The sequence below is a fragment of the Sphingomonas sp. P2_B6 genome (genome assembly GCF_056404755.1).
Genome location: NZ_JBFUDK010000006.1, coordinates 16,063 through 34,667 on the forward strand (window position 1 = coordinate 16,063; position 18,605 = coordinate 34,667).

General features: G+C 65.8%; 20 protein-coding genes. 10 read left to right on the top strand and 10 right to left on the bottom strand.

The window, feature by feature from the left end:
• Positions 1-41 precede the first annotated feature (41 nt).
• The gene (locus tag AC1DX5_RS10175) at positions 42-533 is read right to left on the bottom strand and encodes an outer membrane protein assembly factor BamE (protein WP_465171122.1); all 492 of its coding nucleotides are present in this window, start codon (positions 531-533) and stop codon (positions 42-44) included.
• A gap of 114 nt (positions 534-647) precedes the next feature.
• Between AC1DX5_RS10175 and AC1DX5_RS10180 the strand changes: the two genes are divergently transcribed.
• Positions 648-1,154 carry a ubiquinol-cytochrome C chaperone family protein gene (locus AC1DX5_RS10180; protein WP_465171123.1) on the top strand — a complete coding sequence of 169 codons (507 nt, stop codon included), beginning with the start codon at positions 648-650 and terminating at the stop codon, positions 1,152-1,154.
• Positions 1,151-1,684: a YceD family protein gene (locus AC1DX5_RS10185; protein WP_478015234.1), complete on the top strand. Its 534-nt coding sequence runs from the start codon at positions 1,151-1,153 to the stop codon at positions 1,682-1,684. The genes AC1DX5_RS10180 and AC1DX5_RS10185 overlap by 4 nt, the downstream gene beginning before the upstream one ends.
• A gap of 184 nt (positions 1,685-1,868) precedes the next feature.
• Here the strand turns inward: AC1DX5_RS10185 and AC1DX5_RS10190 are convergent, their stop codons facing one another.
• The 4 genes from AC1DX5_RS10190 to AC1DX5_RS10205 all read right to left on the bottom strand — a co-directional run bounded on the left by AC1DX5_RS10190 (position 1,869) and on the right by AC1DX5_RS10205 (position 5,020).
• Entirely contained in the window at positions 1,869-3,101 is a 1,233-nt protein-coding gene (locus tag AC1DX5_RS10190; protein WP_465171125.1) for a class I SAM-dependent methyltransferase, read from the bottom strand.
• Positions 3,102-3,121: 20 nt separating this feature from the next.
• A complete protein-coding gene (locus AC1DX5_RS10195; protein ID WP_465171126.1) occupies positions 3,122-3,883 on the bottom strand; it encodes a molybdopterin-dependent oxidoreductase in 762 nt (253 codons plus the stop codon).
• Positions 3,880-4,620: a cytochrome b/b6 domain-containing protein gene (locus tag AC1DX5_RS10200; RefSeq protein ID WP_478015235.1), complete on the bottom strand. Its 741-nt coding sequence runs from the start codon at positions 4,618-4,620 to the stop codon at positions 3,880-3,882. Before AC1DX5_RS10200 ends, AC1DX5_RS10195 begins: the two co-directional genes overlap by 4 nt.
• Before the next feature lie 130 nt (positions 4,621-4,750).
• Entirely contained in the window at positions 4,751-5,020 is a 270-nt protein-coding gene (locus tag AC1DX5_RS10205) for a hypothetical protein (protein WP_478015237.1), read from the bottom strand.
• Between AC1DX5_RS10205 and AC1DX5_RS10210 the strand changes: the two genes are divergently transcribed.
• Positions 5,013-5,618 carry a DUF6445 family protein gene (locus AC1DX5_RS10210; RefSeq protein WP_478015238.1) on the top strand — a complete coding sequence of 202 codons (606 nt, stop codon included), beginning with the start codon at positions 5,013-5,015 and terminating at the stop codon, positions 5,616-5,618. The two genes, AC1DX5_RS10205 and AC1DX5_RS10210, sit on opposite strands and share 8 nt — an antisense overlap.
• Here the strand turns inward: AC1DX5_RS10210 and AC1DX5_RS10215 are convergent.
• The 3 genes from AC1DX5_RS10215 to AC1DX5_RS10225 form a co-directional block, all read right to left on the bottom strand.
• Positions 5,609-6,370: a sulfite exporter TauE/SafE family protein gene (locus AC1DX5_RS10215; RefSeq protein WP_478015239.1), complete on the bottom strand. Its 762-nt coding sequence runs from the start codon at positions 6,368-6,370 to the stop codon at positions 5,609-5,611. The genes AC1DX5_RS10210 and AC1DX5_RS10215 overlap by 10 nt on opposite strands.
• Before the next feature lie 135 nt (positions 6,371-6,505).
• A complete protein-coding gene (gene rlmN, locus AC1DX5_RS10220; protein ID WP_465175214.1) occupies positions 6,506-7,714 on the bottom strand; it encodes a dual-specificity RNA methyltransferase RlmN in 1,209 nt (402 codons plus the stop codon).
• Between the two features lie 33 nt (positions 7,715-7,747).
• Entirely contained in the window at positions 7,748-8,701 is a 954-nt protein-coding gene (locus AC1DX5_RS10225) for an NAD-dependent epimerase/dehydratase family protein (RefSeq protein ID WP_478015241.1), read from the bottom strand.
• Between the two features lie 91 nt (positions 8,702-8,792).
• Between AC1DX5_RS10225 and AC1DX5_RS10230 the strand changes: the two genes are divergently transcribed.
• Positions 8,793-9,722 carry a LysR family transcriptional regulator gene (locus tag AC1DX5_RS10230; protein WP_478015243.1) on the top strand — a complete coding sequence of 310 codons (930 nt, stop codon included), beginning with the start codon at positions 8,793-8,795 and terminating at the stop codon, positions 9,720-9,722.
• Here the strand turns inward: AC1DX5_RS10230 and AC1DX5_RS10235 are convergent.
• Together AC1DX5_RS10235 and AC1DX5_RS10240 are read right to left on the bottom strand one after the other, a co-directional pair.
• Entirely contained in the window at positions 9,659-10,138 is a 480-nt protein-coding gene (locus AC1DX5_RS10235; protein ID WP_478015244.1) for a hypothetical protein, read from the bottom strand. The two genes, AC1DX5_RS10230 and AC1DX5_RS10235, sit on opposite strands and share 64 nt — an antisense overlap.
• Positions 10,135-10,791 carry a histidine phosphatase family protein gene (locus tag AC1DX5_RS10240; protein ID WP_478015510.1) on the bottom strand — a complete coding sequence of 219 codons (657 nt, stop codon included), beginning with the start codon at positions 10,789-10,791 and terminating at the stop codon, positions 10,135-10,137. The genes AC1DX5_RS10235 and AC1DX5_RS10240 overlap by 4 nt, the downstream gene beginning before the upstream one ends.
• Positions 10,792-10,926: 135 nt before the next feature.
• Between AC1DX5_RS10240 and AC1DX5_RS10245 the strand changes: the two genes are divergently transcribed.
• The 6 genes from AC1DX5_RS10245 (at position 10,927) to gyrB (ending at position 18,584) form a co-directional block, all read left to right on the top strand.
• Positions 10,927-11,538, top strand: a complete 612-nt coding sequence (locus tag AC1DX5_RS10245) for an outer membrane protein (protein WP_465171136.1) — start codon at positions 10,927-10,929, stop codon at positions 11,536-11,538.
• A gap of 155 nt (positions 11,539-11,693) precedes the next feature.
• A complete protein-coding gene (dnaN, locus tag AC1DX5_RS10250; protein ID WP_465175218.1) occupies positions 11,694-12,806 on the top strand; it encodes a DNA polymerase III subunit beta in 1,113 nt (370 codons plus the stop codon).
• A gap of 302 nt (positions 12,807-13,108) precedes the next feature.
• Positions 13,109-13,894, top strand: coding sequence for a Coq4 family protein (locus AC1DX5_RS10255; protein WP_465171138.1), 786 nt, complete (start codon positions 13,109-13,111; stop codon positions 13,892-13,894).
• 47 nt (positions 13,895-13,941) lie between these two features.
• Positions 13,942-15,132: a DNA replication/repair protein RecF gene (locus AC1DX5_RS10260; RefSeq protein WP_478015246.1), complete on the top strand. Its 1,191-nt coding sequence runs from the start codon at positions 13,942-13,944 to the stop codon at positions 15,130-15,132.
• Between the two features lie 96 nt (positions 15,133-15,228).
• Positions 15,229-15,987: an OmpA family protein gene (locus AC1DX5_RS10265; RefSeq protein WP_478015247.1), complete on the top strand. Its 759-nt coding sequence runs from the start codon at positions 15,229-15,231 to the stop codon at positions 15,985-15,987.
• A gap of 107 nt (positions 15,988-16,094) precedes the next feature.
• The gene (gene gyrB / locus AC1DX5_RS10270; RefSeq protein ID WP_478015248.1) at positions 16,095-18,584 is read left to right on the top strand and encodes a DNA topoisomerase (ATP-hydrolyzing) subunit B; all 2,490 of its coding nucleotides are present in this window, start codon (positions 16,095-16,097) and stop codon (positions 18,582-18,584) included.
• The last annotated feature ends 21 nt before the right edge of the window (positions 18,585-18,605 follow it).

The following is an 18,605-nucleotide window of genomic DNA, read 5'->3' on the forward strand; positions in this document are numbered from 1 at the left end:
GAAAGGATGAAGGCGCGTTGGGTTCCGCCCGGAATGGCTGTTTACGGCGTGTCGCGGCCGCCATTGTCGCCACCCGCCGGGCCCATGCCGGCGGCGCCGACGGTGCCGATATTGCCGAACAGCTCGTCGAAGATGCTGCGCTTGCGGCCGAGCGTCGGCGTCTTTTCGCCCGACGGGCTGATCTTTGCGATCTGCTCGGCGCCGGTCCGGGTCACGGCGGTCACATTGCCCTTGGCGTCGAAGCTGACGCGCAGGGTCGTCTGGCTGGTCACCTTGGGGTTGTTGTACGCGAAATTGCGCGTGTCGCGGGAGACATAATACCATTCGCCCTGGTTGAACTGGCTGGCGAAGCTCGGCTTGCCCAGCACCTGGAGCACCGACTGGCGATTGTCGACGCCCGGCTGCACCGAATTGACCAGGTCGGCGTCGACCACATAGCCCTGGTGCATGCGCAGCGGCGTGCAGCCACCGGCGGCGATCGTCGCGAGGCCCAGGGCGGCGCCCATCATCAAGCGGGCGGAAATCACACTCATCATACTCTCCAGGCACGCCGGCGCGGCAACGCGAGTGCATTGCATCATGCGCCGCCAGCCTCAATATGCGGATGAACGCGGCCAAACAAGGGCACGCGCGGGAGACCTTGAGACGTGCAATGGATCGCGAAGCTGTTCGGTAGCCGGGATGACGAGGCGCTGCCGCTCTATAATGCGGTCATCACGCGCGCGCGCCTGCCCCATTGGTACGAAAAGGGCGGGGTCCCCGACTCGATCGACGGCCGGTTCGACATGGTCGCGACCATCCTTTCCTTCGTGCTGCTGCGGCTCGAGGGCGATCCTGTCGCCGCCGGCCCCAGCGCGAAGCTGACGGAGCGCTTCGTCGACGACATGGACGGGCAACTGCGCGAGATCGGCATCGGTGACATCGTCGTCGGCAAGCATATCGGCAAGATGATGAGCATGCTCGGCGGCCGGCTCGGTGCCTATCGCGACGCAGCGACCGTGGCCGATCTGGACGCCGCGCTGGTCCGCAACCTGTATCGCGGCGCGGCGCCCGAAACGACGGCGCTGGTTCATGCGCGCGAATCGCTGCTTGCGCTGCGCGAGTCGCTGACGGCGACGCCGACCGGCGTTCTGCTCGCCGGCGAACTGCCATGACCGTACCCGAATTCTCCCGGCTCGAGCGGATCGACACGATCGGCGAGGGCGAACGCGAGATCGAAGTGTCCGCCAATGCCGAGGAGCGGGCGGCGCTGGCGGCGCGTTTCGGGCTGAAGGCAATCGAGCGGCTTGACGGCATTTTCCGTCTCCGCCGCGATGCGGCCGGAGTGGTCGCGCACGGAAAAGTGGTGGCCGCGGTGGTTCAGGCCTGTGTCGTCACCGACGATCCGATTCCCGTCTCGGTCGACGAACCCGTCGCGCTTCGCTTCGTCGCCGGGAACGAGCCTGAAAGCGACGAGGTCGAGCTCAGCGAGGATGCGCTCGACACGATGAGCTTCGATGGCGCCGCGATCGATTTGGGCGAAGCGGCGGCGGAGACCATGGCGCTCGCGCTCGACCCCTTTCCGCGCGGGCCGAACGCGGCGGCGGTACTGAAGGAAGCCGGCGTGATCAGCGAGGAAGAGGCAAAGCCGCTCGGCGCGCTTGCCGGGCTGGCCGATCTGAAGGCCAGGCTGGAAAAGCGGTAAGCGAACCGAAACCTCCAGCGCGTTTTCGAGCTGGATTGATCCACCACCCCCGTTCGGGCTGAGCTTGTCGAAGCCCTGCTCTTCGCTTGCTCGGAAGAAAGAACAGCCGTTGAGCTTGGCTCGCTTTCGGCTCGACAAGCTCAGGGCGAACGGGAAGATGTGACGCCAGCCAGCTAAGTTTGCTCTAGGTCCGCATCGCCTGCTCGCCCTCGATCATATAGTCGCGCGTAATCGGCAAGGCGTGGCGATTCTTGGCATATTGCAGCTGGTAATTGACCATGCCGCCATAGCGGAACGCACAGGAAGCACCGGCCAGGTAGAATTGCCACATGCGATAGAAGGGCTCGTCATACAGCGCGACGATGGCGTCGCGCGCCGCGACGGTGCGTTCGTACCAGTGGTCGATCGTGTAGGAATAATGCAGCCGCAGCACCTCGACGTCGGTGAGGAAGAACCGCAGCCCCTCATGCGCCCGCACGATCTCCGACAAGGCCGGGTTGTAGCCGCCCGGGAAGATATATTTCGCGGTCCAGTCGTCGGTCACGCCCGGCCCACCTGCGCGGCCGATCGTGTGGAGCAGCATCACGCCGTCATCGGTCAGCAGGTTGCGGCACTGCCTGAAGAAGGTCCGGTAGTGCGCCGGGCCGACATGTTCGAACATGCCGACCGAGACGATGCGGTCGAACTTGCCCGTCACATGCCGATAATCGATCAGCTCGAACGTCACCTTGTCGGCGACGCCGGCTTCCTCGGCACGGCGCCGGGCAACCTTGAGTTGCTCCTCCGACAGGGTAACGCCGAGCACGCTGGCACCGGTCTTCTCGTGCAGATAGAGCGCCATGCCGCCCCAGCCGCAGCCGATATCGAGCACCGTCATGCCCGGCTTCAGCGCGAGCTTGGCAGCGATATGCGCCTTTTTGTCCGCCTGGGCCTGTTCAAGGCTATTGGCCGGATCCGTGAAATAGGCGCAGCTGTACTGGCGGTCGGCATCGAGGAAGAGATCGTACAGCCGGTCGCTGAGATCATAATGGTGCGCGACGTTCTTCTTCGAGCGGCGCGCCATGTTGATTCGGCTGATGCGGTGGGTGACCGCACCGACCGCTCGGCGGGCCCGGCTGGGATGGAGGCCGCCAAGGCCATGTTCCCACAGGTCATTGGCGGTCATCAGCTTGACCAGGCCCATGATGTCTTCGCCATCCACCGCCATCCGGCCCTGCATATAGGCCTCCCCCGCCCCCAGGCTGGGATGACGCGTGATGAAATTGGCCGCGCCATTGTCGGTGAAGCGGATCGTCACGTTCGGGAAATCCGGATCGGGATCCGGCTTGCCGAACACCCTGACGGTGCCGTTGGCGTGATGGACGGTAAGCTGTCCGCGCTTGACGCGAGCGGCGAGGAATCGATCGATCAGAGCCATATAAAATGGGCTCCTAACAATCAGATGCCAGCATACCAATCGTAATCGACATTGTCCTCCCAATAGCCGCCCTTGCCCTTGCCGATTCCGGCCAGCGAAGCGACCGCATCGATGCGCATGACATATTTGGCGTGCTTGTAGCCAAGCTGGCGCTCCACCCTCAGGCGAATCGGCGCGCCGTGCCCGACATCGAGCACCGCATCGTTCATCGCCCAGGCGAGGATGGTCTGGGGATGGAAGGCATCGATCACGTCGATCGATTCGTAATAATTCTTGCCCCTGAACAGGTCGGCGCAGGTGAACACGATATAGCGCGCATCGGACCTGAGCCCCGCTGCCTTCAGGATCGTGCCGAGCATCGGCCCATGCCATTTGCCGATCGCGCTCCACCCTTCGACACAATCGTGCCGGGTGATCTGGGTTCGGGCCGGAATCGCGCGGATCTGCGCCAGCGACAGGCTGAGCGGGCGCGCGACCAGCCCGCCGACCTGGAGCCGCCACTGCGCGAAACGCTCCGCTAGCATCGCGGTATAATCGGGCGTATTGGGGTTGCGCGTCCCATTGGTGCGGAAGCGCGGCGACATCTGGTCGGGGCGGAATTCAGGGGCGAGCGCGTCGCGATTCATCAGCGCGCGCTGCAGCCCCAGGTTCATCTTCTCGCCCGCGAACAGGATCTTGCGAAATCCCGGGTCGTTCGCGACCTTGTCGCAACCCGTCAGCAGGCCGGCGCCGCCGACGGCCGCGCTGGTGATCAGGGCGCGGCGGGTGATGATGCGGCTCATGCCTCATCCTCCGGGATGGTCCAGCGACCGGTGATCATCGATCGCACTTCGTTCCAGGCCCCGGCGATGATCACGAGCGCGAGATGGACGATGATGAACCCGGTCAGCGCGGCCGCGACGATGAAATGGATCGACCGCGCCGATTGCCGCCCGCCGAACAGGTCGAGCAGCCAGGGCCAGGCCGCGTTCATGCCCGGCGACATGGTCAGGCCGGTCAGGATCATCAGCGGGATCAGCACGAAGATCACCAGCACATAGGACAGCTTCTGGAAGATGTTGAACGCGCCCGGATTTTCCGGATCGTGGAAGCGCAGCGCGACATGCTCGCGCAGGTCATGGAACAGGCTGCGCGGCGTCAACTCGGTGGCCCGGACGCGCAGGTCGCGCTGGAAATGCCGGTTGATCAGGCTCGCCACCATGAAGAACAACAGGCCGAAGCCGAACAGCAGCGCGAACAGCAAATGCCAGCGCCGGGCGATGGCGAGATTGTAGTTCGCCGGGATGGTCAGCCAGCCGGGCCATTGCGGCAGGGTCAGCCAGGCATGATCGTAATTCGCGCCGTAGAGACCCCAATAGAGATGCGGATGCGCGTTGAAGATCATCAGCCCGCTGCCGAGCAGGATGAAGATCGTGACGGCGTTGACCCAGTGCCACAGCCGCGTCGCCAGCCCATGGCGGTAGATCACCCCTGTTGGCCGCGCGGCCTCGGTCTCGGGGGATAAGGGCGCATCATCCATGGCGGTTGCATATCCTTATTTCGGGCCCGTTGTAGAGCCGCAATCGGGCCCGGGTCGATTCAATCGCGTCACTCTTTGTGCAACGGGGGCACCGCGCGAGCTCTTCGGCCCGCGCTGCTGTTTCTCATCGTCAAACGCGTTCAGGGCTTAACGCTGTTCCGGAATTTTCCCTGTTCCCGCATCGGATTTCGCTGTTCCGCACATCAGGGAAGTGTAGCATATCCCGTTGTTTTAGCAGAATAATATCGTGAAAAATGACGGTTTTCGTGCCCGAAAAACAAGAAAATAAAATATTTCCCTGTTCTTTCGCTGTTATCGCTCGATAGCAGGTAAAAACCGGCGTTCCCCGCGGTCGGCAAATCTGCCATGCCATGGCCATGCTGCCGTCGCTGATGGTCATCGATGATTTCCTGCGCGATCCCCTGAGCTTTCGCGCCCAGGCGCTGGCGCTCGATTATGATCCGGCCTTCAAGAAGGGCAATTATCCGGGGCTTCTCTCCACCCGGCCGCTGCCGATCGCCGGCCTCGACGATGCTGTTTCGTCGCGGACGGGCGTTCGGTTACAACCCGCTGCCGGGACGACGCACCAGCATTGCCGCCTGACCCTGAAAGGCGACAAGGGCGCGAGCGGCGTCCATATCGATCCGTGTTTCTATTCGGGCATCCTCTATCTCTCGCTGCCCGAGCATTGCCGCGGCGGCACCGATTTCTTCAGCCACCGCCCGACCGGGCTCGAACGCGTGCCCCAGACCGAGGCCGGTCTGTTCGCCGCGGGCTATACCGACATCAACCGGCTGATCGAGGAAGTGGTCAACCAGGACACGCTGAAGCCGTCGCGCTGGGAAAAGACCATGACGGTGCCGATGCGCTTCAACCGGCTGATCCTGTTCAGCCCGTGGATGTTCCATAATTCGGGCGCCGCCTTCGGCGACCGGCCGGACAATGGCCGGCTGGTCCATCTGATGTTCTTCGCCGCCGCGCCCGCCGCTCAGGCGTAGGCGCGCCAGAAGAACACCGCCGTCGTCACCGCGGTGATCAGCAGGGTCCAGATCCTGATGACCAGCGGCGGCAGGATCTGCCCGAGCCGCGCGCCGAGATAGCCGCCGACGATCGCGCCGATCAGCATCGGGATGCAGTAGATCCAGCGCACCATGCCGGCGACGATGAAGATCAGCGCCGCCGCCGCATTGGCGGTCGCCACCATCAGGGTGCGCGCGCCTGCCATCTTGTGCGGTTCCTGATGCGCGAGCAGCCCGAACGCCGCGGTCATCATCAACCCCACCCCACCGCCGAAATAACCGCCATAGATGCCGAGCAGGACCTGCGCGATGACCAGCGTCTTCGGGCCGATCGTGACGCGCCGGTGCAGCGCCACCGCCGCGCGCTGGCCAAAGGCGAGCACGATCGTGGCGAGCAGGAGCAGCCAGGGCACGACCATGTCGAACAGCCGCGCGGGCGTCGCAACGAGCAACAGGCTGCCGGCCAGGCCCCCGGCAAAGGTGATCGCGGCGAGCACCGGCATGGAGAAACCGGCGAGCGGCCCCAGATCCTTGCGATAGGCCCAGGCGCTGGCGCCGAGTCCGGGCTGAAGCGCGACGTTGCTCGTCGCATTGGCGACGGGGGAGGGCAGGCCGAGGGCGATCAGGGTCGGCATGGTGGCGAAGGTGCCCCCGCCGGCCAGCGCGTTCATCGCGCCGGCGAGCAGCCCGGCACCGGCGGCGAGGGCCAGAGAGGTTAGCGCAGGCACCATCACCCTCCGTTCGCCCTGAGCTTGTCGAAGGCCTGCTCTTCTTTTCCGCGGCCGGCAAAGGAAGAGCAGTGGTTGGCCTCCGGCCGCCTTCGGCCCGACAAGCTCAGCACGAACGGAAGATATTGACGCAAAAGGTCAGCCAAGCGCCGCGAGCTTTTCCTCGGCCTGGCGATCGAGCTCGGCGCGGCTCTTCTTCTCCGACGCGGTCTTGAGCTGGCCGCAGGCGGCGTCGATGTCGCGCCCGCGCGGCGTGCGCACCGGGGCCGAGATGCCGGCTTCGAAGATGATGCTCGAGAAGCTGCGGATCCGCTCGGGCGTCGAGCATTCATAGGGCGCGCCGGGCCAGGGGTTGAACGGAATCAAATTCACCTTGGCGGGCAGGCGGTAATGGCGGATCAGCCGGACCAGCTCATGCGCATCGGCATCGCTGTCGTTCTTGTCGCGCAGCATCACATATTCGAAGGTGATGCGCCGGGCATTGTTGGCACCGGGATAATCGGCGCAGGCCTGGAGCAATTCCTCGATGCCGTATTTGCGGTTGATCGGGACGATCTCGTCGCGGACTTCCTTGGTCACGGCGTGGAGCGAGACGGCGAGGTTCACCCCAATCTCGGCGCCGGCACGCGCCATCATCGGCACCACGCCCGAGGTGGAGAGGGTGATGCGACGCTTCGACAGGGCAAGCCCGTCGCCGTCCATCACCAGCTTCAGCGCGTCGCGCACCGCATCGAAATTATACAATGGCTCGCCCATGCCCATCATCACGATGTTGGTGAGCATGCGCCCCTCGGGCTGGCTCGGCCATTCGCCCAGGCCGTCGCGCGCGAGCATGACCTGGCCGACGATCTCGCCCGCGGTCAGGTTGCGCACCAGCCGCATCGTGCCGGTGTGGCAGAAGCGGCAGTTGAGCGTGCAGCCGACCTGGCTCGACACGCAGAGCGTCCCCCGATCCGCATCGGGGATGAACACCATCTCGTAATCCTGCCCGTCGGGCGAGCGCAGCAGCCATTTGCGCGTGCCGTCGGTCGAGACCTGTGCCTCGACCACCTCGGGCCGGCCGATCACGAAGCGTTCGGCGAACCAGGGATGCTGAGTCTTGGAGATGTCGGTCATCGTCGTGAACTCGGTCACGCCGCGATTGTACATCCAGTGCCACAGCTGCTTGGCGCGCAGCTTGGCCTGTTTCGGTTCCATGCCCGCTTCTTCCAGCGCGGCACGAATCGCCTCGCGCGGCAGGCCGATCAGGTCGACCTTGCCGTCCTCGCGCAGGGTCGGCGCGCGGGGGACGGGCACGGGGTCGATGTGCCCGGGGATGGGCATGGAGTGCGTCGGGATATCAAGCATGGCGGCGCACATAGGCGATTTCGTCGGGTTTTTCTACTCCACCCCGCATTCCAGTGCCCGAAGGGTCGTCGTCATTGCCTCGGCCAGCGGCGTGTGCGGCTCCTCGCCCAGCATCTCGACCAGCGCCCGATTGTCGAGTTCGACCGGGTGTTGCCAATAGGGCCGCATCTCGATCATCTCGCGCATCGTGGCGTTGAACGGCGCGATCAGTGGCAGCAGCGCCCAGGGAAAGCCGCCCTGTTTGATGCCGGGATTGCCCGTGGCGGCGCGGATCGCGTCGACGATGACGGTGCCGTCGCCATCCCAGACACCGCGGAAATGATAGCGGGCAAAGGCCGGCAGATCGGCATCGCGATCGAGCAGCCGCGCAAAGGTCTCCGCGACATCGGGCAGATAGGCCCAGGCATGGCCGACGCCGCGCGACCCGGGATACATCACCCGCTTCACCGGCTTGCCCGGCGTGACCAGCCCCTGCGACAGCCAGCTATTGCCCGGCCGCGGCCCGAAGAAGTCGCCGGCGCGCAGGATCACCGCGCGCATGCCGCGATCGCACGCCTGCTCGATCGCGCGCTCCATCTCGACGCGCCACGCGCCCTTTTTCGTGTTCGGCCGCTGCGGCGAATCTTCCCGTGCGACAGGCACCGAGCGCGGATCGTAATTATAGATGGTGCCCGGCAACGCCAGCCGGGCGCCGACGCTTTCGGCCGCCGCGATGCTGTTGTGGAGCATCGGCATCACCAGCTTTTCCCAGTCGCGATAGCCCGGCGGGTTCACCGCATGGACGATCGCCGAGACGCCCTCGGCCGCCCGTACTACCGCGTCGCGGTCGAGCGCGTCGCCGGTGATCCAGGCGATGCCGTCGTCGCTCGAGCGCGGCGTGCGGGTCAGGCCACGCACCGTCCAGCCATGCGCGATCAGCGCGCGTGCCGTCTCACCGCCCACGCCGCCCGTTGCGCCGAGCACCAGGGCCGTCTTTCCGTTCGTCATTGCTGCCTCCATCACGTTGATGGCGGTGATATGCGGCGACTCGACCTCATTGAAAATTGTCAGGGAGATAGAGTCGGCCTATACATTTTTGATGAACATCGATTGGGAGCGCCAGCGCGCTTTTCTCGCCGTGCTGCGCGAGGGCAGCCTTTCCGCCGCGGCGCGGGCATTGTCGGTCGCGCAGCCGACGGTGCGGCGGCGAATCGAGGAGCTGGAGGCGTCGCTCGGCGTGCCGCTGTTCACCCGCTCGTCCGGCGGCTTACAGCCGACCGAGGCAGCGATGGCGCTACGCGATCATGCCGAAGCGATGGCGATGGCCGCCGATGCCTTTGTGCGTGCCGGATCGGCGGGCGCGCAGGAGATCGGGGGCACGGTGCGCATCTCGGCCAGCGAAATCATCGCGGTCGAGGTGCTGCCGCCGATCCTCGCATCGCTGCGCCGCATGCATCCCGCGCTGGTGTTCGAACTGTCGCCGAGCAACCGCAACGAGGACATGCTGCGCCGCGAGGCCGATATCGCGATCCGCATGGTCCGCCCGACCCAGAATGCGCTGGTCGCAAGGCGGATCGGCGCGGTGCCGCTGGGGCTGCACGCCCGCGCCGACTATCTCGCGGCGCATGGCACGCCGCGGACATTCGACGAGCTCCGGGCGATCGGCATCATCGGGGTCGAGCATGACAACACCACGCTGCGCGCCCTACAGGCCCGGTACCGGATCGGCCGCGAGGACTTCATCTTCCGCAGCGACAGCGACCTCGCCCAGCTTGCCGCGATTCGCGCCGGGATCGGCATCGGCATCTGCCAGATCCCGCTCGCCGCACGCGATCCCGCGCTGGTCCGGGTGATGCCCGACGCGTTCGACCTCGATCTCGATACCTGGGTGGTGATGCATGAGGACATGCGCGGCGTGGCGCGGATCAGGGCGACCTTCGACCATCTGGCCGAGGGGCTGATCGATTATCTGCGCGCGCAGCCCAGGGTCGCGGCGTCGATCGCGGTCGCGGCGCCGCGCAAGGGATAGACATCGGCAAAGGGCTGGCCGCCCTTGCCCAGGGTCTCGACGCTCATGCTCCGGCCCGATCGGATCGCTGCGACGACCGCCGCGTCAGTGCGCGAATCCGGCGCCCAGGCATCGGCATTGCCGGCGATCAGCTCGAAGCGGCGCTCACCGACCGACAGGGTCACCCGGGCGCGCGGGTCGCGTTCGCGGCTGAGGCGGATATGGAGCTGGTTGCGCGCGGCCCGGCTCGGCCAGGTCGCGATGCTGGCAAAAGGTCGCCAGCCGGCCACGTGGCCCCGCGCCATCGGCTCGGCGATCGCGAAGCAGCGCCGGGGCGAGGCATCGGAAAAGGCGCCCCAATGGTCGAAAATGCCGAGCGACTCGCGCGCGGCGGCGGGCGCAGCCACCAGCAGGAGCAGGAACAGCGCCCGTTTCACGCCGGCGAATAGCCCGTGCCGGTATGGACGACCGTCTCGACGCCGCCTTCGATCATCACCACCGATCCCTGCGGCAGACCGGGCGCGGCGGGGGCACCGAGGGCGGGAATATCCGGCGCGTCGGTCATCACGCCGCGCATCACCCGGCTGGAGATGCCGTGCATGATCACCAGCCGGTCGCCCGGATCCTGGTCGGTATCGGCCAGCCAGCCCGAGACGCGCTCGACGATCTGATGATAGACTTCGCCGTCCGGCGAGGGCGCCAGCATCTGGTGCACCGGATCGAACACCGGCCCGACCTCGGCCACCACATCGGTGTAATAGCGCCCGCCCCAGCTGCCCATGCCGATCTCGACGAGGCGCGCATCGGTCCTTGCCTGATGCCAGTCGAGCTCGAGATGCTCGCAAATCACCGCAAGGGTCTGCAGGGCCCGGCCGGTCGACGAGGCCCACAGAGTGAGCGCGGGTTTCGGGCCGAGTTCGGCGCGCAAGGCCCGGCCCATTTCGTCGGCCTGAGCGAATCCGGCGCGCGTCAGCGGCGTATGAAGGTGATCGCCCTGCAATCTTCCCGCGATGTTGAACACGGTTTCGCCGTGCCGCGCGATAAAGTCCCTGCCCCGTCGTCTCGGAGCGCCCGCTGCCTTGGAATCCATGGGCCGCATTTCAACCCCGTGTGGCGCAAAAGCAACGGATTTCCTTGTTTATCTGAGGTTCATGCAAGCTCGGTTGCGCCCCCCTATTTGACGCTTCCCGGCTCAACATCGCCGGCTGTCCAATGGAGTCATCGTATGCGTAAGCTTGTTCTCACCGCCGCCACCGCCGCTCTCGGTCTTGGCCTGGCAGCCCCCGCCTTCGCCCAGGATTCGGAAAAGGCCCCCTTCACCGGCGTGCGTGTCGAAGCGCTCGGCGGCTACGACAATCTCAGCGGCGGTGGCGACGATTCGACCGGCAAGGACGGCTTCGTCTATGGCGGCGCGCTCGGTTATGACGCGCAGGTCGGCGGTGTCGTGCTCGGTGTCGAGGGTGAGATCACCGGTTCGACCACCAAGGTCCGTGCCACCGATATCCTGACCGCGGGCGACCGGATCCGCATCGGTGCCGGTCGCGACCTTTATGCCGGCGGCCGCATCGGCTTCGTCGCGTCGCCCCGTGCGCTGATCTACGCCAAGGCCGGTTACACCAACGCCCGGATCAACACCGACTATACCGTCGGCACGGCGCGCATCGAGGATCACACCAACCTCGACGGCTACCGTCTCGGCGCCGGCGTCGAATATAATGTCACCCCGCGGGCCTATGTGAAGGCGGAATACCGCTACTCGCATTACAGCGAAGCCAAGGACTATGACATCGACGCCAACCGCAATCAGGTGCTGGCCGGTATCGGCTATCGTTTCTGACCTTTCCGACTCAATCCGTCTGTTTACAGGCGTAAAACAAGGGGTCGGGGCGCTTGCCCCGGCCCCTTTTATCGTTAAGGAAAGGAGACGGCGAATTGCCCCCGGTGCGCATGCTCGGAGGGAAAGAAACATGGGCGGCGGCCCGGGGGAATGAGATGAAGGCGACGATCGAACGCGCGACATTGTTGAAGGGCCTCAGCCACGTCCAGTCGGTGGTGGAGCGCCGGAATACCATCCCGATCCTGTCCAACGTGCTGATCGAGGCGACGTCGGACGGCGGCCTCAAGCTGATGGCGACCGACCTCGACCTGCAGATCAACGAGACCGTTTCCGCTGCGGTCGACCAGCCCGGCGCGACCACCGTTTCCGCCCACACCTTGTTCGACATCGCGCGCAAGCTGCCCGAAGGCAGCCAGGTCAGCCTTGCCGCCGCCGACGGCAAGATGACGATCATGGCGGGCCGCGCCAAATTCCAGCTCGGCACCCTGCCGCGCGACGATTTCCCGGTGATCGCGGAAGGCGAGCTGCCCGTCTCGTTCGAGCTGCCCGCCGAAACGCTCAAGCAGATCATCGACAAGACCCGCTTCGCCATCTCGACCGAAGAGACGCGTTATTACCTCAACGGCATCTTCTGGCACGTCTCGGACGACCCGCTGCCAGTGCTGAAGGCAGCCGCGACCGACGGCCACCGCCTCGCCCGCGTGACCATGCCGCGCCCTGACGGCGCCGAGGGCATGCCCGACGTGATCATCCCGCGGAAATGCGTCGCCGAGCTGCGCAAGCTGCTCGACGAGATCGACGGATCGGTCGGCGTATCGCTGTCGCCGACCAAGATCCGTTTCGACCTGGGCCAGGCGCTGCTGACGTCGAAGCTGATCGACGGCACCTTCCCGGATTACAGCCGCGTCATCCCGACCGGCAACGACAAGATCCTGAAGATCGATCCGCGCAGCTTCGAGGAAGGCGTCGACCGCGTGTCGACCATCGCGACCGAGAAGACGCGTGCGGTGAAGATGGCGCTCGACCGCGACAAGATCACCTTGTCGGTGACGAGCCCCGAAAACGGCACCGCCGCCGAGGAAGTGCCGGGCGATTACGCCGCGATGCCGTTCGAGATCGGCTTCAACAGCCGGTACCTGCTCGACATTCTCGGCCAGCTCGACGGCGACACGATCGAGGTCCACCTCGCCGACGCCGCCGCGCCGACCCTGATCCGCGAGAACGACAAGTCGTCCGCGCTGTACGTATTGATGCCGATGCGGGTGTGACCGCGGGCATCTGCGCTATAGCGTAATCTCTGCTTCGTCGTCGCCCCTGACCGATTCCGGGGCCGATGATGCTGTGACATTCTCGCTGGCCGGGTAGGTGTTGGAACTCAATCCGTCCTGACTGGCCGCGTCGTGTCAGATACGTTCGGAATGGATCACGCGACGGCATGAAGATGAGTCGTTTCATGGCGGCCCATCCGCTCACAATGTCCCTTTGCGTCTTCGTGCACATCGACTCGGGGGCAGCTTGACCCGTCGGCTCCGGCGAGCTATTGACACTCTTGTCAGTAAGGATCGAGTCGATGGCTAAGCTTCCTCCCTTTCCCGGTACCACCGGACGTCGCGACTGGCGGACGGCGTTCGACGCGATCCGCAAGTTGCTGGCCAATGGCGATGACACGACTCAGGTGTTCCGCATCATGCGCGCCCTGAATGTCGGCAGCACCGCGAACAATTACGGACGTTTCATCGCCACCGAAGAAGGCGGGCGCATGGCCTATGAGCGGGTCGAACTGGCCGAGCGTTTCATCGACAAGGCCTTTGTCGCGTCGTTCGCGCCGGGCACGGTCGGCGCGGCCTATCGCACCTTCCTCGAGACGACCGGTTACTCCGCCGATGGCCTTGCCGATATCAGCAAGATCAATCGCGAAGAGGACATGCGCCACCCCTATGCCTGGTTCGGGCGGCGGACGCGCGACACCCACGACATCTGGCATGTGCTGACCGGCTACAAGGCCGACGAAAGCATGGGCGAGGCGGCATTGGTCGCGTTCAGCTATGCCCAGGTCGGCGGGCTAGGCTGGGCATTCATCGGCGGCGCGGCGGCGCTGAAGAGCCTGCGCGTCACCGGCGGCACGCTGTTCGCCAAGGCGGTGATCGAGGGCTATCGCAACGGCCGCAAGGCCAAGTGGATCTCCGGCGAGGATTATCTGAAGCTGATGCACGAACCGCTCGATGCGGCGCGGGCCCGGCTCGGCATCGTGACGCCGACCGCCTATCTGCATGCGCAGCGCCAGCTGGGTGCGGAAATGGCGTCCTATCTCAGCGCGCGCAAGGAAAAGGCCGCCGCTGAGCAACTCGCCGCCTGATCCGCGGCACTCGCTAGCTGGCTACGAACTGGGCTAAGGCGCTGGCAATGCTGTCGCGCCTGGTCCTCACCGATTTCCGCAATCACGCCGACACCGCGATCGAGCCCGGGCGGGGCTTCGTCGTGCTGACCGGCGAGAATGGCGCGGGCAAGACCAATATCCTGGAAGCCGTGTCGCTGCTTGCCCCCGGGCGCGGGCTGCGGCGCGCGGCGCTGGGCGAGATGGCGCGGCAGGGGGGTAGCGGCGGGTTTGGCGTAGCGGCAACGCTTCTATCGGTTTCTCCGTCCCCCTCCCGCTTGCGGGAGGGGCTAGGGGAGGGGCTAGGGGAGGGCATGTCAACAGACGTCGTCTTAACTGGACAGGCCCTCCCCCGACCCCTCCCGCAAGCGGGAGGGGAGGTCAGTATCGCCACCGGCGCCCAGCCCTCCGCACCCGAGCGCCGCATCGTCCGAATCCAGGGCGCGCCAGTTGCCGCGACCGCGCTCGCCGAATGGCTGACCATCCTGTGGCTGACCCCGGCGATGGACCGCTTGTTCGTCGAACCAGCGAGCGAACGTCGGCGTTTCCTCGACCGGCTGACTCTCGCGTTGAACCCCGGCCATGCGGTCCATTCCAACCGCTACGAAGCGGCGATGCGGGCGCGCAACCGGCTGCTTGCCGAAGCGAACGAAGGCGCGCGCGCGGCCGACCCGGAATGGCTGAACGCGCTCGAGGCGCAGATGGGCGAGCATGGCGTGGCGATCGATTCGGCACGCCGCGATGCGGTCGCTGCGCTGGCCGAAAGGCTGGCGGATCAGCCGGAGGGCCCGTTCGCCCGCGCAGGCCTCGCGCTGGAAGGATGGACCGGCGCGGGCGATACGCTCGCCGTCGATCTCGCCCAGGGCCGCCGCCGCGACACTGCTGCCGGGCGCACGCTGGTCGGCCCGCATCGCACCGACCTCGCGGTCACCCATCTCGGCAAGGGCCAGGCAGCGGCCCTGTGTTCGACCGGCGAGCAAAAGGCGCTGCTGCTCGGCGTGGTGCTCGCCCATGCCGATCTGGTCGCGGAGCGCACCGGCCAGGCGCCGATCCTGTTGCTCGACGAAGTCGCCGCGCACCTCGATCCGTTCCGCCGCGCCGCCCTGTTTGAGCGGCTCGCGGGCAAGGGCCAGATATGGATGACGGGCACTGAATCCGCCTTGTTCGACGAGGTCGGGCCTGACGCGTTCCGCATGACGATCGGCCAGGGCGCACGCTGAACCTCGCCTGTCGGGTCGGCTCACACCGCGTTCAAGCGACGGGTGGCAGAAACCTCTTCATGGCGGGGGCCATGGAGAAGAACAGTGAAGAACCCAATGATAGCCATAGCCATCGCCGCGACCGCGCTTACCGCGGGCTCCAGCCCCGCCCTTGCCCAGGATCGCTGGGACTGGGGTGGCGGACGCCCGGGCGACCGCGACTACGGCCTGGTCGGCGCCGGCGTGCCGATCCTATACCGCGAATTGCGCGCGACCAATCGCGGCCGCGCCTTCGTGATGCGCAATTTCGACTTCAACCATGACGGACGGGTCAGCCCGCGCGAGGCCAACGCCGCCAATCGCGCTTTCGCTCAGGTCGCCGGCGCTCGCCGCGACCGGTTCGACTGGAGCTCGCGCGACCGCACCGTCGTGGTCGAGGAACGTGGCGGCGGATGGGATCGCGGCGCGATGCGCGGCTATGGCTTCCGCCAGACGTCGCGCGGCGCCACGCTTCGGCTGCAGGAAGACGTGCTGTTCAAGACCGACAGCGCGGTGCTGCGCCCCGGCGCGATCGAGAAGCTGCGGCCGCTCGCTTCCTATCTGCGCGCCGAACCGGGTGTGCGCGTCGCGATCGACGGCTATACCGACAGCCGCGGCACCGATGCGCACAATCAGGACCTGTCGGAGCGTCGCGCGACCAGCGTGCGCACCGCCTTTGACGAGCTTGGCGTAACGCGGGCGCGTTTCGCGGTGGTCGGGCATGGCGAGGCGGATCCGGTCGCGACCAATGCGACGCCGGCCGGCATGCGCCAGAATCGCCGGGTCGAAGTCACGCTGCTCGGCCAGCGTGCGGACCGCTTCGCGCGCGCCGACTAAGCATCTGAAAATCAGGCGTTTCGGGACGGTCGTCCGCTGCGTGCGGGCGGCCGTCCAACCACGGCATTTTGCTTCCGTTTCCGCGCCTCAATCCCTATATGCTTGGCATGGCAGAAGATCCCAACACGAACGATTACGGCGCTGATTCAATCAAGGTGCTGAAGGGCCTCGACGCGGTCCGCAAACGTCCCGGCATGTATATCGGCGATACCGACGATGGTTCGGGCCTCCACCACATGGTGTTCGAGGTTTCCGACAACGCGATCGACGAGGCGCTGGCCGGGCATTGCGACCGCATCGACATAACGCTCAACCCCGACGGCTCAGTCTCGGTGACCGACAATGGCCGCGGCATCCCAACTGGCATCCACTCCGAAGAGGGCGTGTCGGCGGCCGAGGTCATCATGACTCAGCTCCATGCCGGCGGCAAGTTCGAGAACACTTCCGACGACAATGCCTATAAGGTTTCCGGCGGCCTGCACGGCGTCGGCGTCTCGGTGGTCAATGCGCTCAGCGAATGGCTCGACCTGACGATCTGGCGCGACGAGACCGAGCATTATATGCGCTTTGCGTTCGGCGACGCGGTGGCGCCGCTTAAGATCGTCGGCCCGGCGCCGGGCCGTAAGGGCACGCGGGTGACCTTCCTGCCCAGCCCCGCCACTTTCAAGATCGTCGAATTCGATTTCGAGAAGCTCGAACATCGCTACCGCGAGCTCGCCTTTCTCAATTCGGGCGTGCGGCTGTTCCTGAACGACGCGCGGCATGAAGAGCTGAAGACGATCGAACTGTTCTACGAGGGCGGTATCGCGGCGTTCGTGAAATATCTCGACCGCAACAAGGTTCCGCTGATGCCGGACCCGGTGGCGATCTCGGGCACCCGCGACGATGTGACGATCGACGTCGCGCTGGAGTGGAACGACAGCTATTACGAGAATGTCCTCTGCTTCACCAACAACATCCCGCAGCGCGACGGCGGCACCCACCTCGCCGCGTTCCGCGCCGCGATGACACGCACGCTCAACAATTATGCCGAGAAGTCCGGGCTCCTGAAGAAGGAGAAGGTTACGCTGACCGGCGACGACATGCGCGAGGGCCTTACCGCGATCGTCTCGGTCAAGCTGCCCGATCCCAAGTTCAGTTCGCAGACCAAGGACAAGCTGGTCTCGTCCGAAGTGCGCCAGCCGCTGGAAAGCCTGATGGCGGACAAGCTGGCCGAGTGGCTCGAGGAAAATCCTGGGCATGGCCGGTCGATCGTCGCCAAGATCATCGATGCCGCCGCTGCCCGCGAGGCCGCCAAGAAGGCGCGCGAACTGACCCGGCGCAAGGGCGTGATGGACATCGCCTCGCTGCCCGGCAAGCTCGCCGATTGCCAGGAGCGCGATCCGGCCAAGTCCGAGCTGTTCCTGGTCGAGGGCGATTCGGCCGGCGGATCGGCGAAGCAGGGCCGCGACCGGCATTTCCAGGCGATCCTGCCGTTGCGCGGCAAGATCCTGAACGTCGAACGCGCGCGCTTCGATCGGATGCTGTCGAGCCGCGAGATCGGCACGCTGATCCAGGCGATGGGCACCGGCATCGGCCGCGACGACTTCAACGTCGAGAAGCTGCGCTACCACAAGATCGTCATCATGACCGACGCCGACGTGGACGGTGCGCATATCCGCACCCTGTTGCTGACCTTCTTCTACCGGCAGATGCCCGAGATCATCACCAATGGGCACCTCTTCATCGCCCAGCCGCCACTGTACAAGGCGACGCGCGGTCGATCCGAAGTCTATCTGAAGGACGACAACGCGCTCGACGAATATCTGGTCGAGAACGGCGTTGCGTCGAGCGTGCTCGAAGGCGCGGGCGGTGCGCGCAGCGGGGCCGATCTGCGGTCGCTGGTCGATCATGCCCGGCGGATGCGCACGCTGATGCGCTATGTCCCGCGCCGCTACGACCCGACCATGGTCGAGGCGCTGGCGATGAGCGGCGTGCTCGATACGACCCTGTCCAATCAGGCGCGTGGCGTGCTGCTCGAAACGGTGGTGCGCGGGCTCGACGCAGCGGATGCGGACGCGCGCTGGTCGGCCTCGGTCACTGAGGAAGGCAGCATCCAGTTCAAGCGTATCTGGCGCGGCGTCACCGATCATCACATCATCGAGGCAGCATTCCTCGGTTCGGCCGAAGCGCGCAAGCTGCACGCCCTTGCCACCGAACAGGGCGATGCGTTCGTACAGACCGCCAAGCTCGTCTCGACCAAGGCCGCTGCGGCGGCGCAGGCCGAAGTGGATGCGGCCGAGGAAGAGGATGACGCCCCCGCCGCGCTCGGCAAGGGTGAGACGATGGTTGCGCGGCCGAGCCAGTTGCTTGACGCGATCCTGCTCGCCGGCCGCAAGGGCCTAGCGATCTCGCGCTACAAGGGCCTGGGCGAGATGAATGCCGAGCAGCTTTGGGAAACCACGCTCGATCCGCAGAACCGGTCGATGCTCCGCGTCGAGATCGAACAGGCCGATGTGGCCGACGAGATCTTCACCCGGCTGATGGGCGATGTCGTTGAGCCCCGCAGGGAGTTCATTCAGGACAATGCGCTGAGCGTGGTGAATCTGGACGTGTAGAAGATCCAAATCTAGGGAGAC